Source organism: Serratia sp. CoH_122_TC_1 (genome assembly GCF_058191755.1).
This window is the reverse complement of the sequence record NZ_JBXWLA010000003.1, coordinates 230,567-244,570: the sequence shown is the minus strand read 5'-3', so window position 1 is coordinate 244,570 and position 14,004 is coordinate 230,567. Positions and strand designations below refer to the sequence as shown.

Below are 14,004 nucleotides of genomic sequence, written 5' to 3'. Positions count from 1 at the left end.
TTTTTCTTGTCGGCAGCTCCCTCATTGAAAACTTGCGTACTGACTGGCGAATTCTTTGTAATGCATGTTGGTATATTTATGCAGCATAATGGATTGTGTATTCAATTTGGGCGCGTTGTAGCGCCCCAAACTCATAATGCCACCACGGCCTCGATCTCCACGCTAACCTGCGGTGAGAAGAGTGCGCTGACCTCAACCAGTGAACAGGCTGGCAGCGCACCATCAAAGTAGTCAAACAGCACGGGCCGAAGGGTCTGCAGATCGCCGATATTGGTTAAAAATACCGTTATTTTAATCAGCGCTTTTAGGTTCGCCCCTTCCGCCGCGGTGATGGTCGCCAACTGCTCCAAAATAGCCTGTGCTTGTTGTTGCGTTGCTTGCCCCTGAGCCTCAGTGGCAAATGCCGTCAGCCCGGACACATACAATGTATCTCCATGGCGCACAGCATGGACATAGGGGCCGCCAGGGGGCGGCAAGTGCGGATAATTAATGCGCTTCAATGATGTCATGATTAAAACCCCGAGAGATTAATTAAAAAAATAAACAAACTTGGTTAGGATAGAGCGAAGAACATCGGAAGTACGCTGAGATCTATTGATTTCTAATAGTATCACTAACATTCATTTATAACTGTGAAGGATATTTCAGGGTAATGAATCAAGCCTTAATTCCCTATATGCAACGTTGGCAGTTGCAGCCCGACGGACAGGCTTTTGAAACCCACAGCAGCCTGCTGATGCCGGTGCGCTATCAAGGGGCTCCTGCGATGTTGAAAATCGCACGCGAAGAGGAAGAAAAATTCGGCGGGCTATTAATGTGCTGGTGGCAGGGCGAAGGCGCTGCGCAAGTTCTCGCACGGCACGACGATGGCATCTTGTTAGAGCGCGCGCAAGGGACGCGTTCGCTGGCCCAGATGGTCCGTGAAGGTGACGATCAGCAGGCGACGGCAATTCTTTGTCAGGTGGTTGCCCGCCTGCATGTACCGCGTTCGCAGCCATTGCCGGATCTTATCCCTCTACACCAGTGGTTTAGCTCTTTGTGGCCAGCGGCTCAGGCTCACGGTGGCATGCTGCGCCTGAGCGCTAACGTGGCGGCTGAATTACTGACCAGCCCGCGCGAACAGAGCGTATTGCATGGTGATATCCACCATGACAACGTGTTGGACTTCGGTGACCGCGGTTGGTTGGTGATCGATCCCAAACGTCTCTATGGCGAACGTGCCTTCGACTACGCCAATATCTTCTGCAACCCTAATTACGGTGTCGCGACCGATCCTGACATTTTTTCCCGCCGGGTTGAACAGGTCTGCCAATTGGCGGGGTTCGAACGGCAGCGACTGTTGCAGTGGATCCTCGCCTGGGCAGGATTGTCCGCGGCCTGGTTTATGGAGGACGGCGAGGCGGCGGATATTGATTTCCGTGTAGCCGAGCAGGCCGCACGAGCATTGGGGCTCGCGATACCTGAAGGCGACTCAGGGTTCATCCTGCCAATAATCGAGCGACGCTGAAGGGCGTTGCATATAACGCACCGGTTGAGCATCTTCACGCAGGGCTGACGCCAAAAACTTGCCCGAGTCCGGATATTCCACCAGTTCGGGTTGTTCGCGGGTGCTGATGGAAAGGTATTTCAACGGCGCATCTGACGTGTTGATGATCTGATGCGGGTATTCCGGCCCCGGCGGGATAAAAATAACGTCGCCGGTTTTGATCGGCAGTTGTTCACCCGCAACCCGTAAGCTGCCCGTTCCCTCAAGTACAATGAACATTTCTTCCTGTGCATAGTGAAAATGATAAGGGCAGGAGCGCATGCCCGGCGCCACGATGTCTATGGATGCGCCCAACTTGCTGGCAGCGGTGCCAGTAGCCAAGCGGGCGCCGACGCTGTCATAAAGTGGTGGGCGCTGGTCGTGCGTTTTTTCAACCTGTTCGATATTGCGGATCAGACGCTGAGCTAACAGCGTGGCGTGGTCATTCATGAGTTTTCTCGTGACGGTGTAACCTAATAGTTAACTATGGCGATGGAAAAACCATCCCATCCCTTACTCCCTACGGTCTGCAATGCGGTAGCGCTGAGACGAGGTTCATTGGCCATCATGTCAAAAAAGCGCCGTACACCCTGAACCCGCTCGTCACGGCTTGTTGAGTCGGTAACTGCGCCGTCACGTACGACGTTATCGCCGATAATCACCGTTCCGGGGCGAGACAACGCCAGCGCCCATCGTAAATAATCAGGATTATTGGGTTTGTCGGCATCAATAAAGATCAGATCGAAAGGGGCTTCTTGCTGTAATTGCGGCAGGCTGTTGAGCGCCGGTCCGACCCGTAACGCAACACATTCACTCAGCCCTGCGCGGGCAATATTGTGTCTGGCTATCTCAGCATGGCGTGGATCGGCCTCCAGCGACACCACTAAGCCGCCCGGTGCTAATGCACGCGCCAACCAAATGGTGCTGTAACCGCCTAAGGTCCCGATCTCCAGAATACGCTTGGCATTCACCATCAGGGCAAACAGATGCAGCAATTTGCCCTGATTTGGCGCGACGTCGTGGTCGGGTAATCCTGCTGCGCCGTTGGCAGCCAGCGCCTGCAACAGAGCGTCATCCTGTTCGACCAGTTTGTCGACGAGATAAGCGTCCACTTGCGCCCAGTGGTTATTGTCTTGCATGGTTCACCTGATGTTGTTGGCTATACCAGCCCGGCCGGCGTTTGGGTTGCGGCCAGAACAGGGCACCTTGGCCGCCGCCGGGTATTTGCCACACCGCGCAGTCATAAATGGTGAAGGCATCCCCAAATTTATCCACGCGTAGACCACAATATCCTTGTGCAATCCCTTTCAGCGTGACTTTATCCAGCAATTGCTGACGCTCCGCGCGATCCGCCGGTGAAGCACTCAGTCGTGAAGGCAGCGCGATAAATTCATCAAAGGAATAGCCAAAGCAGTGCTGAGCACAGTGATTGGCATAGGTAAACAACGGGTCGTCGCCGTCCGCGTGAGCCAACAAGCTGTAAGGCGCTTGTTGATGTAACCAGGCGAGCCGCTCGTCAGCGGCCGCCTGCGGGCCGGGTAATCCATCGCCTGTCCAATGGCGGTAAGCGGCGTCAATTTGCTGAATCAGATCAATTTGCACGGAAGATGGCATGGCGGCTCCCTTAACGGCCCATTATGGGCAACGAGCTTTCCCACTTTCAGTTAAGCAGAAGATCACCGAAGGGGAAAAAAATTGCCACATTAACCCATGTGCGAAGGTCGCCCTGTTGGCTTAGCCTCCCGGTAGGCGCTTACGCTGCGGTAACGAGAGGATGATATGGGCGATAGCCCCCCCGATAATTCCCCAGAATGCAGAACCCACACCGAGTAATGTCACACCGGACGCGGTGATCAGGAAGGCAATCAGTGCGGCATCGCGCTGTCTTTCATCTTGCAGGGCGCGTTGCAAACTGCCTGCGATAGTGCCCAGCAGTGCAAGCCCGGCAATGGTATGGATGAGTGCCGCAGGTAATGCGCTGAACAGCATGCTGATAACAGCGCCGAATACCCCGGCCAGCAGATAAAACCCACCTGCGGCCACGGCAGCCATATAGCGACGCTGTGGATCAGCGTGCACATCCGGGCCCATGCAGATGGCGGCGGTAATCGCGGCAATACACACCGAAAACCCGCCAAAGGGGGCTAACAGCAGAGCGACCAGCGCCGTCCAGCTGATCAGTGGTGACGTGGGCACGTTGTAGCCGGCTGCCTTCAGCGTTGCAATGCCCGGGGCGTTTTGTGATGCCATGGTGACAACGAAGAACGGGACGCCAATGCCTAATAACGTTGACCAGGTAAAATGCGGTGCAATAAATTCCGGTACGGCGAAAGTCAGTGGTTGTTGTGAAAGGTGAATATTGCCTTGCAGCGCTGCAATCGCCAGTCCGGCCAGCAGCGTCAACACAATCGCATAACGCGCCAAATAGCGGCGGGCGATCAAATACACCAATCCCATGCCCGCGCTGAGCACGAAATTGACCTGTAATGAGGCGAAGGCGTCGAGTCCAAAGCGCAGGAGGATCCCTGCCAGCATCGCCGCTGAAATAGCCTGGGGAATATAATCCATGAGCCGGGCGAACAACCCAGTGACGCCGCACAGCAGGATCAGTCCTGATGCAAAGATAAACACGCCAATGGCTTCGTTGATCGGAGTACCAGGCAGGCTGGTTACCAGCAGTGCCGCACCGGGAGTCGACCAGGCGGTCAAAATGGGGGTGCGGTAATACAGTGAAAGCCCCAGAGACGTTATCCCCATCCCCAGGCCTAACATGCTCAGCCAACCGCCGATCTGTAACGGCGTCGCCCCTGCGGCAGCGGCCGCCTGGAAGATAATGGCGGCGGAACTGGTGTAGCCCACCAATACCGCTACGAACCCAGCCATAACGGCGGGTAAAGAAAGGTGACGCAGAGAGATGGCAGGGCGCATAACACACTCCAGTAGCAGTTGTGCGTTATAGCGCACGAGAAGAAATGAGCATAGCATCGTGCGTTATAGCGCACAAGTGGCTATAATCAACCGGAATTTCAGGGGAGAAAAACATGCAGGAACTGTCCAGTCATCTGGCTCAGACACTCCGTTCGTTGCGTATGCAACACGGCTGGAGCCTGGCACAGGCAGCTGAAAACACCGGTGTCAGCAAGGCAATGCTGGGACAGATAGAACGCGGCGAATCCAGCCCGACGGTGGCGACACTGTGGAAGATAGCCACGGGCTTTAATGTGGCATTTTCTGCTTTTTTGGAAATATCACCGCTGCAACAGCAGGCGACGCTGCACCGCTATGGTGATGCGCCGGTGTTTAATCAGAGCAACGCCGATATGCGCGTCGTACCGCTGTTTCCGTTCGATCGCCAACTGGGTTTTGATATGTTTGTTATCGATCTGGCCCCGGGGGCTCTCAGCGAGTCTTCAGCGCATGAACCGGGGGTGATTGAGCATGTGATTGTCATTAGCGGTGAACTTGAGTTGGCGGTTGATGGGCAGTGGTATTCGCTGGCGACGGGCGAGGCAATGCGCTTCCAGGCCGATCGCCCCCATGCTTACCGCAATGCCAGCCAACAGACGGTGCGTATCCACGATCTGATCCACTATCCTAAATTTTGACTCAACGGTTGGGGCACAAGCTTTGACTCAGCGTTGTCAAAGACCTACTTTATTGAAAATGAGTCTTATTTATCCAAGAGAGGGAGCTTGATTTTGACGGTAACTCATCGACGCCAGTTTATTAAACTCAGTGTACAAACCGCAGGAGCCGTATTTGCGATGACTTCATTACCCAACAGTATCCGCCTGGCGATGGCGGCAGAAGGGGGCGCTCATGCCACCGATGAATTCCTGTGGCTGGAAGCATTGCAGGGCAAGGCCGCGCAGGCGTGGATCAAGCAGGAAAACCAGCGTACCACTGCACGCTTTGCGCAAAGCGCAGCGTTCCGGCAGGTGGAAAAGCAGGTGTTGGACATTCTGAACAAAGACAGTCAAATTCCGTGGGTCGCCAAGCGCGGGAATTACTATTACAACTTTTGGCAGGATCAAACCAATCCACGGGGATTATGGCGACGGACCACGCTTCAGGAGTACCGCAAAGAAAAACCCGCCTGGGAAACGGTATTGGATATCGACGCACTGGGCAAGGCCGAGGGCAAAGACTGGGTGTTCCACGGTTCACAATCACTGGCACCAGAATACCGTTATTGCCTGGTGGAACTGTCACCGGACGGGGGTGACGCCACCGAAATTCGCGAGTTTGATCTGGTCAGCAAGCAGTTTGTGAAAGATGGCTTTGTCTTGCCTGTGGCGAAAAGCCAGGCGTCGTGGATTGATAAAGACACGCTGTTTGTCGCCACCGATTTTGGCGCAGGATCGATGACCCAATCCGGCTATGCGCGCATTGCCAAGCGCTGGCAGCGCGGTACACCCTTGAGTGCCGCCCAGACGCTGTATGAAGCGCAACCGCAGGACATGGCGGTGTTTGCCTATCACGACCACACGCCGGGGTTTGAACGGAACTACGTGGGCCGTAGCCTGGATTTCTACCGTCGTGAAACCTATCTGCTGACCGCGCAAGATCAACAGGTCAAAATTGATATTCCGGCTGACGCCGAGTTCAGCACACATCGCGAATGGTTGTTGATTAAACCGAGCAGTGACTGGGACGTTGGCGGCGTGCGTTATCCCTCCGGTTCACTGCTGGCGGCGTATTTCGATGATTATTTAGCGGGCAAGCGTGAGCTGACGGCATTATTCACCCCGACGGCTCAGGCTGCGCTGAGTGGTTACAGCGCCACGCGCGATCATTTGATCCTCAGTATCATGGACAACGTGGTCAACCGACTGGAAGTGCTGACGCCGCAGGGCACCACCTGGCAACGCAAGCCGCTGGGCAAGCCTGGTACGATCAGCACCATTTCAGCCGGCGGTATTGATGATGAAACCAATGATTATTTCCTGACCATCAGCGGTTTCCTGCAGCCAACCTCACTGTATCTGGGTAATCTTGATGGCGCTGAGGCAGAACTGCTCAAGCAGGGGCCACAAGACTTTGATGCCAGCGGCTATCAGGTCAGCCAGCATTTCACTGCCTCTAAAGACGGGACGCAGGTGCCGTATTTCCAGATAGCCGCCAAGGGCATCAAATTAGACGGCAGCAACCCCACGTTGCTGTACGGCTATGGCGGATTTGAAGTGTCGTTATTACCGGGCTACCTGGGGGCCAAGGCGCCGACCTGGCTTGAGCGCGGCGGCGTGTATGTGGTGGCGAATATCCGTGGCGGGGGCGAATATGGCCCCGCCTGGCATCAGGCGGCGCTAAAACAAAACCGCCACCGTGCTTACGAAGATTTTGCCGCCGTGGCACAGGATTTGATTGCGCGGAAAGTGACATCGTCACAGCACCTGGGTGCCCGTGGCGGCAGCAATGGTGGGTTACTGGTGGGCAATATGCTGACACTTTACCCGCAGTTGTTCGGCTGTATTGTCTGCGAAGTGCCGCTGCTGGATATGCAACGCTATACCCAGCTGTCTGCGGGTGCATCATGGATTGCTGAATACGGCGACCCAAGCAAACCGGAAGAGTGGGCCTATATCAAAACATTCTCGCCTTACCACAACATTAAGGCTGATGTGGCCTACCCGCCGGTGTTGTTTTACACCGCCACCAGTGACGACCGGGTTAACCCATCCCATGCGCGTAAGATGGCGGCACGCATGCAGAAGATGGGCTACCAGCAGGTCTACTTCTATGAAAATACCGAAGGTGGGCACAGTGCGGCGGCGGATAAAAAACAATCCGCGTTTCATGGGGCATTGGTCAGCGAGTTCATGTGGACTAATCTGAGCGGCAAATCTTCGGTCTGAATCACCAACGACGCGGTATAAAAAAAGCCGGTGCAAATTATTGCCCCGGCTTTTTTACGATTGGAAACCGTCGTCAGCGATTAATTGGCTGCAGCGGCAGCCTGCGCTTTCTTGTTGGTATCTTCTGCGGTGTCCAGCGTCATGCGATACAGCTTCGGCGCCGTCAGCATCATCAGGATGGCGATCACGGCGGTAGCAATACCAATTTGCATAAACACGTGGCTGTAGATAGCCAGTGACGCGTGGGCGTCGTTGACGTCGCTTGGCACAGCGGTCAGACCTGCGACTTTACCGGCAATCAGCGCAGCAGCGGCGGTGGTCAGGAACCAGGAGCCCATGATAAAGCCCATCAGGCGCTGTGGAACCAACTGAGCGACCATTGCAAGGCCCAGGCCGGAGATCATCAGCTCACCGATGCTCTGCAGTGCATAGCTCAGGATCAGCCAGTTAACCGAAACGATACCCTGTTCGTTGGCGAAGCTGGCGCCCCAAGGCAGCACCAGGAAGGCACCGGAGCACAGGATCATACCGAAAGCGAACTTGTGCGGCATTGGCAGACGGTCGCCCATCTTGTTATACAGCGCCGCCAGAATTGGGCTGGCCAGCATGATCCAGAACGGGTTCAGCGCCTGATACTGTTCAGGTTCAAAGGCAATGCCCAGGATGTTGTGCTCAACATTATGGATGGCGAAGAAATTCAGCGAGGTTGGCATCTGGCTGTACAACACGAAGAACACCACCGCTTCCAGCATCAGCAGGAAGGCGACGATCATCTTGCGGCGTGCGGCCCCGTGCAGCGCAAAAGTTTCTTTGGCGAACACAATGACGATACCGATGGAAACGATAGCCAGTGCCCAGCGTGCAATAATCTGGTTGTGCAGCAGCCAGCTGGAAATAGCGACCAGCGCGACCACGCCAACCAATACCATCAGCAGTTTTTTCACCTGCAGCGGTTTAAAGTCAGGCTTGGATCCCTGATTTTTTACCCATTTATTGCACATCATAAAGTTGACCAGGGTGATCAACATACCCACTACGCTCAGAGAGAACGCCACGCTCCAGCCATATTTGGCTGCCAGCCATGGCGTTGCCAGCATAGAGAAGAAGGAACCGATGTTCACCGACATATAGTACATGGTGAAAGCGCCATCGAGACGCGGGTCGTCTTTCTCATAGCAGGTTGACAGCAAGGAGGATGGGTTAGCCTTGAACAGGCCACTGCCCACGGCGATAGTCGCCATACCCAGATAGACCCAGAAGATGTCGTGGCCAGAGTAAGCCACCATGGCGTAGCCGATAGCCAGCACCAGTGCACCCAACACGATTACGCGTTTGGAGCCCAGCACTTTATCCCCAAGCCAGCCGCCGATGGCGACAAAGCCATAGACCAGTGCACTGAAGGAGGAGAACAGGGTAATGGAGTCGGCTTCACTCAGGCCAAGCATTTTGACCAGGTAAACCGCCATGATGCCTTGCAGGCCGTAATAACCAAAACGTTCCCAAAGCTCGATCGAGAAGATCAGATAAAACGCCTTAGGCTGTTTGAACGCGTTCAAACTGACGCTTTCAGGGTGTTTGCTGTTGTTGTTTGCTGTTGACACTGGTACCTCTGATTTTTCACTGCCCCGTCCCAGAGAGACGAGAAATTGCAAAAGGTGATGCAGGACTGCATCCTTCTGCGTTGTTATAGGATGGGATGACGGCGGTTAATGTTCACTATCTTTGTCAGCGAGGCAAGGTGTTTGTCATATCCTGTTACATATAACGTTCGCGAAGTGAAACAACCATGTTGCAAATGTTATGCAGCATTAACTTTCGACTTTATTTGCTTTGCCGAGTTTTTGTTTTGATTAAAAGCTATACGGAATTTAAACAGTGATATATTCTGCTGAATTGGATTTTGGTGGTTCATATCAACAGGTGGGGTGATTAATCCATTGGATTGTTGTGCATATGGTGGGTTTTGTAAAATTATAGAAATTTAGGAAAACAGGGCTGGCGCTTGTGACGGTAATGTGATCTTTAAAACGTGAGGTTTGCCGCAATTTTTGACTAATTTTTCGCTTGAAAATAAGCGGAAAGTGCGTTTTCCACTGAAATCCTCGATAAGACCAAGGTTACTGCTGTTTGATATCACATTTCTGATAAAAAATAGCTCGATGGTATCGGGGGAATGAGGGACGGGCGCAATGTTGGCGCCCAACAGGATTAGGCGTCGGGATAAACCTTCTCTTTAAACTCACAGAGATCTTCAATGATGCAGGAACCGCAGCGCGGTTTACGTGCAATGCAGGTGTAGCGGCCGTGCAGAATCAGCCAGTGATGGCAATCAACCTTAAATTCTGTGGGCACGACCTTTAATAGCTTCTCTTCAACCAGATCCACATTCTTACCTGGTGCAAAATGCGTGCGGTTGCAGACGCGGAAGATATGGGTATCTACGGCAATGGTTGGCCAGCCAAAGGCCGTATTAAGCACCACGTTAGCCGTTTTTCGGCCAACGCCGGGCAGGGCCTCTAACGCGGCGCGATCTTCCGGCACTTCACCGTTGTGCAGCTCCAGCAGCATGCGACAGGTTTTGATCACGTTCTCAGCCTTGCTGTTAAACAGGCCGATGGTCTTGATATAGTTTTTAACGCCGTCAACGCCTAATGCCAGCATCGCCGCCGGCGTATTGGCGACCGGATAAAGCTTGGCGGTCGCTTTATTAACGCTGACATCGGTAGCCTGTGCGGAAAGTAGCACGGAGATCAACAGTTCAAACGGCGTGGTGTACACCAGTTCGGTGGTCGGCTGCGGGTTGTTGTCGCGCAGCCGGGTAAGAATTTCCAGCCGTTTCTGCTTGTTCATTATGCTTTCTCTGCCTGTCCTTGTCCCAGCACCGCTTCGGTGGTTAACGCTTTCGCCGTGCGTGCTTTCATCCGTTCATCAATCAGGTATTTTACGGCCAGCAACAATCCCAACCCGATGAAGGCGCCGGGTGGCAGCATAGCCAGCAGGAAAGGGCTGTCGAAGTGAACGACTTCAATGCGCAATACTTTGGCCCAGCTCCCCAACAGCATATCGGCGCCGTCGAACAGGGTACCGTTGCCCAGGAGTTCACGCATGGCACCCAGAGTAACCATCACACCGGTAGCGCCCAGGCCAATCGCCAAACCATCCAACGCGGATAGGCCAATCGGTTTTTTAGAGGCTACCGCTTCAGCACGGCCGACCACGATACAGTTGGTGACGATCAACGGAATAAAGATCCCCAACGACTGATACAGGCCGAAGGCATAGGCGTTGATCAGCATTTGTACGATGCTCACGGCTGCGGCAATGATCATTACGTAAATCGGGATACGCACTTCATTTGGCACCCAGCGGCGCACGGCTGAAATGGATCCGTTGGTCAGCGTCAATACCAGGGTGGTTGCCAGCCCAAGCCCAAGGGCATTGGTCACGGTGGAGGTCACGGCCAACAGTGGGCACATCCCCAGCAATTGCACCAGGGCGGAGTTGTTTTTCCACAACCCTTGGACAATCAGATCTTTGGCTTCACTCATTCGCTGGCTCCACAGGCAGGTAAGCTATCAAGTTTAGGCGGCAGCGTTTCCATATACAATGCCGTGCGGCGAACGGCGTTGACCACTGCGCGTGGGGTGATGGTGGCACCGGTGAATTGATCGAACATACCGCCGTCCTTCTTCACCGCCCAGCGTTTATCGTCTGGGCCTTCAATTTTTTTGCCGCTGAAGAACGAGATCCAATTCGAGATACGTAATTCAATTTTATCGCCCAGTCCTGGGGTTTCATGGTGTTCGACCACACGAGTGCCCAGCACGGTGCCGCTGAAATCAGCCCCGACCAGCAGCTGAATCGCGCCGGAATAGCCGTCCGGCGCGGTGGTTTCTACCGCGGCCGCGGTGGGCTGACCGTTTTTGCGCGCCAGGTACAATCGATGTGGGGCACCATTACCCAGTGCCGGATCGCTGATCAGGAAACACTCGGTTTGCATGTTGTTGTCGTAGTGTTCAGGCGGAACCACCTGGTCAAGCAGCGCCTTTTGCTGCAAGGCCGCCTGGTGGGCGATGGTTTTCTGCGTCAGACTATGCACCACAGCGGTCAGGCCGGTGGTCACTGCGGCAAACACCGCCAGCGTGGTGCCATGCTTTCTCATTGAATTAAGCATCATGGCTCCTTAGCGATGGCCATACACGCGGGGCTGCGTGTAATGGTCGATAAGCGGTACGGTAATGTTGGCCAGCAGTACGGCAAAGGCGACGCCGTCGGGATAACCCCCGTAAACGCGGATAAGCCACACCAGAACGCCAACCAACGCGCCATAAATAAGGCGGCCTCTCGGCGTAGTAGACGCGCTGACTGGGTCGGTGGCAATAAAGAATGCACCCAACATGCTGGCACCGGAGAACAGATGAATCAGGGGTGAAGCTTGCTGCGCCGGATCAAGCCACCAGGCCAGACCGGAACACACCGCGATGGCTGCCAGCATGCTGAAGGGGATCTGCCAGTGAATCAGGCGGCGGGCCAACATAAACAGGCCGCCGGCCAGAAAACCGAGGTTGACCCATTGCCAACCGATGCCGGCTAGCGCACCACCGAACAGCGGCTGCTGCAAAACCTGTTCGACGCTATGACCGCTGCGCAGGCCGGTTTTGAATCCGTCCAATGGCGTCGCCTGGCTGATGCCATCAATGCCCATTTGCAATTCATGGATGGTGGCACCTTGCGCAGTATGGCCGCTGAAAATAGCCAACAGCGTATCCTGGAATGACAGTGCGGTCGCACGTAGCTCATCCGGCGGCAGCCAGCTGGTCATCTGTACCGGGAAAGCGATCAGTAAGACGACATAGCCCACCATTGCCGGGTTGAACGGATTTTGTCCAAGGCCGCCATACAGCTGTTTAGCAATGACAATGGCGAAGAAGGTACCGATCACAATCATCCACCAGGGTGCTAACGGTGGCAAACTGATCCCCAGTAGCAGGGCGGTTAGCAGGGCAGAGTTATCCGCCAGCCGGGTGCGTACCGGCAATTTACGCAAGGCGAGAATGGCGCCTTCCGCCAACAGCGCGACGATCATTGCCAGAGCGGTTTGCACCAGGGTGCCATAGCCAAAAAAAACTACCTGCGCCGCAATACCGGGAATACAGGCCAACATCACCCACAGCATAATACGGCGGGTGCTTTGCTGGTTGTGGGTGAAAGGAGAGCTGGCGATGTGCAAGCCTTTGGTGGTTGCGGGTTGTACCGGCCTGAACTTCATAGAATAACTACACCTATCTTTACCGTATATTGGCAAGTTCAACGCGCCTCTCAACGGAGGCGCAGGGAAAATTATAGCGCTGCATTCTACCTGAATCACTGCAAGGGTAATACGTCTTAATTGTAGGGCTATTAAGCTTTTAGCACTGCGCGTGTGCCTGGGGTTGGCAGGCAAATGGCGCGATTGGATTTTTCTTGGTGATAAAACCGGGATAGCTTGGTGCAGCAATCGTGAAATAGTCGTCATCACTGACCGGCGACAGGCAATATCCACTGGATTAATCGGGGGGATTAGGCCCCGTTTTTCGCACAAAATAACAACTTTTGCATAATCTATGTGGGTTATTATCCCGAGTATTATTAAGTTAGTGAATGTATATTAATGACTAATGAAGATGTATTTTTTATTGAAGAGTTAATTGAGTGGGTTGAGATACATCTGGAGAAACGGCCAAACCTGGACGAAGTCGCGCGCATTTCCGGCTATTCCAAGTGGCACCTGCAACGTAAGTTCAAACGTATCACCGGTATTCAACTTGCCACCTATATTCGCTCACGCATTCTGACGCGCGCCGCGGTAGCGTTACGTATTACCCATCGTTCTATTATCGATATTTCAGACGAACTGGGTTTCGATTCCCAGCAAACCTTCACTCGGATGTTCAAACAGCGTTTCGACACCACGCCTAACCGTTACCGTTCGATGGAGCGGTGGGATGTGAAGAACCTGATGCCGCGCTTTAGTTTTGATGCCAACTTTGCGGCTGACTACTACCCAGAGGTCAAGCGCCTGACCCTGCCGGATATGCAATTGGTTGGCTACTCACGTCAGTTGGATTTTGTCGGAGAGACGGAGATCGAACATTCGTCTTGTATGGCGATGAAAGATGAAATCTTTACCGATTTCTTCCGCGGGCTTAATGTCGATTGCCACCGTGTTTACAGTATTCACTCTGTCCGTAATCGAGGGGGCAGCGAATGTTCCGCGACGCACATCATGGCGGTGGATCCTGAGAATAAAAAAGACATTTTGTCAGGTTATCATATTGATAATATCCCTATTGCCGGGCGTGAGTATATCTCCATCAATCATTTGGGCACCGCGAAAGAGTGTTCACAGTTCTTTGCCTATCTGAGCACCCATGTGATGCCAGGACTCCGGCATGAGGTGAAAGGCAGCATTGAAATGGAAATTATTCAAACCAAAGAATGGAATCAGGATTCGAAAATGCGTCAGATCGACGTTGATTACACCTATCTGATTTCTATCGACTAGAGGGCGTCCCTGTAAGCGGAGCCGTCAATTGGGTTCAGCTAGCCTCATCATGGTCGCCAGCGACACTGACGTATAATAAG

General features: G+C 53.8%; 14 protein-coding genes. 4 read left to right on the top strand and 10 right to left on the bottom strand.

The features are described 5' to 3' along the window. Positions 1-131: 131 nt before the first annotated feature. Positions 132-509 (bottom strand): RidA family protein, encoded by a 378-nt coding sequence (locus AC2FC2_RS05510; RefSeq protein ID WP_490658912.1) that lies wholly within the window; start codon positions 507-509, stop codon positions 132-134. 143 nt (positions 510-652) lie between these two features. On the opposite strand from AC2FC2_RS05510, the gene AC2FC2_RS05505 reads away from it, so the two are divergent. Beyond that, positions 653-1,507, top strand: a complete 855-nt coding sequence (locus AC2FC2_RS05505; protein WP_209633079.1) for an aminoglycoside phosphotransferase family protein — start codon at positions 653-655, stop codon at positions 1,505-1,507. On the opposite strand, the gene AC2FC2_RS05500 is transcribed toward AC2FC2_RS05505, so the two are convergent. The 4 genes from AC2FC2_RS05500 to AC2FC2_RS05485 all read right to left on the bottom strand — a co-directional run bounded on the left by AC2FC2_RS05500 (position 1,472) and on the right by AC2FC2_RS05485 (position 4,453). Then, entirely contained in the window at positions 1,472-1,975 is a 504-nt protein-coding gene (locus AC2FC2_RS05500; protein ID WP_209633080.1) for a cupin domain-containing protein, read from the bottom strand. The genes AC2FC2_RS05505 and AC2FC2_RS05500 overlap by 36 nt on opposite strands. 23 nt (positions 1,976-1,998) lie before the next feature. After that, positions 1,999-2,664, bottom strand: a complete 666-nt coding sequence (locus AC2FC2_RS05495; protein WP_490658911.1) for an O-methyltransferase — start codon at positions 2,662-2,664, stop codon at positions 1,999-2,001. Continuing rightward, positions 2,651-3,139, bottom strand: a complete 489-nt coding sequence (locus AC2FC2_RS05490; protein ID WP_404759702.1) for an MEKHLA domain-containing protein — start codon at positions 3,137-3,139, stop codon at positions 2,651-2,653. The genes AC2FC2_RS05495 and AC2FC2_RS05490 overlap by 14 nt, the downstream gene beginning before the upstream one ends. A 120-nt stretch (positions 3,140-3,259) precedes the next feature. Further along, positions 3,260-4,453: a benzoate/H(+) symporter BenE family transporter gene (locus AC2FC2_RS05485; protein ID WP_490658910.1), complete on the bottom strand. Its 1,194-nt coding sequence runs from the start codon at positions 4,451-4,453 to the stop codon at positions 3,260-3,262. A 113-nt stretch (positions 4,454-4,566) separates the two neighbouring features. On the opposite strand from AC2FC2_RS05485, the gene AC2FC2_RS05480 reads away from it, so the two are divergent. Both AC2FC2_RS05480 and AC2FC2_RS05475 read left to right on the top strand, forming a co-directional pair. After that, a complete protein-coding gene (locus AC2FC2_RS05480) occupies positions 4,567-5,130 on the top strand; it encodes a helix-turn-helix domain-containing protein (protein ID WP_490658909.1) in 564 nt (187 codons plus the stop codon). A 159-nt stretch (positions 5,131-5,289) separates the two neighbouring features. Next, entirely contained in the window at positions 5,290-7,380 is a 2,091-nt protein-coding gene (locus AC2FC2_RS05475) for a prolyl oligopeptidase family serine peptidase (RefSeq protein WP_490658908.1), read from the top strand. 80 nt (positions 7,381-7,460) lie between these two features. Here the strand turns inward: AC2FC2_RS05475 and dtpA are convergent, their stop codons facing one another. From dtpA to rsxD, 5 genes are all read right to left on the bottom strand, one after another. Next, on the bottom strand, positions 7,461-8,981 hold the full coding sequence (gene dtpA / locus AC2FC2_RS05470; protein WP_209633086.1) for a dipeptide/tripeptide permease DtpA: 1,521 nt from the start codon (positions 8,979-8,981) through the stop codon (positions 7,461-7,463). Between the two features lie 607 nt (positions 8,982-9,588). After that, positions 9,589-10,230: an endonuclease III gene (gene nth, locus AC2FC2_RS05465; protein ID WP_490658907.1), complete on the bottom strand. Its 642-nt coding sequence runs from the start codon at positions 10,228-10,230 to the stop codon at positions 9,589-9,591. Then, the gene (locus AC2FC2_RS05460; protein ID WP_209633088.1) at positions 10,230-10,928 is read right to left on the bottom strand and encodes an electron transport complex subunit E; all 699 of its coding nucleotides are present in this window, start codon (positions 10,926-10,928) and stop codon (positions 10,230-10,232) included. Before AC2FC2_RS05460 ends, nth begins: the two co-directional genes overlap by 1 nt. Beyond that, a complete protein-coding gene (gene rsxG, locus AC2FC2_RS05455) occupies positions 10,925-11,554 on the bottom strand; it encodes an electron transport complex subunit RsxG (RefSeq protein ID WP_209633090.1) in 630 nt (209 codons plus the stop codon). Before rsxG ends, AC2FC2_RS05460 begins: the two co-directional genes overlap by 4 nt. A gap of 9 nt (positions 11,555-11,563) precedes the next feature. Then, positions 11,564-12,649, bottom strand: coding sequence for an electron transport complex subunit RsxD (gene rsxD / locus AC2FC2_RS05450; protein WP_265556123.1), 1,086 nt, complete (start codon positions 12,647-12,649; stop codon positions 11,564-11,566). 381 nt (positions 12,650-13,030) lie between these two features. On the opposite strand from rsxD, the gene AC2FC2_RS05445 reads away from it, so the two are divergent. Next, positions 13,031-13,924 (top strand): helix-turn-helix domain-containing protein, encoded by an 894-nt coding sequence (locus AC2FC2_RS05445; protein ID WP_209633094.1) that lies wholly within the window; start codon positions 13,031-13,033, stop codon positions 13,922-13,924. The last annotated feature ends 80 nt before the right edge of the window (positions 13,925-14,004 follow it).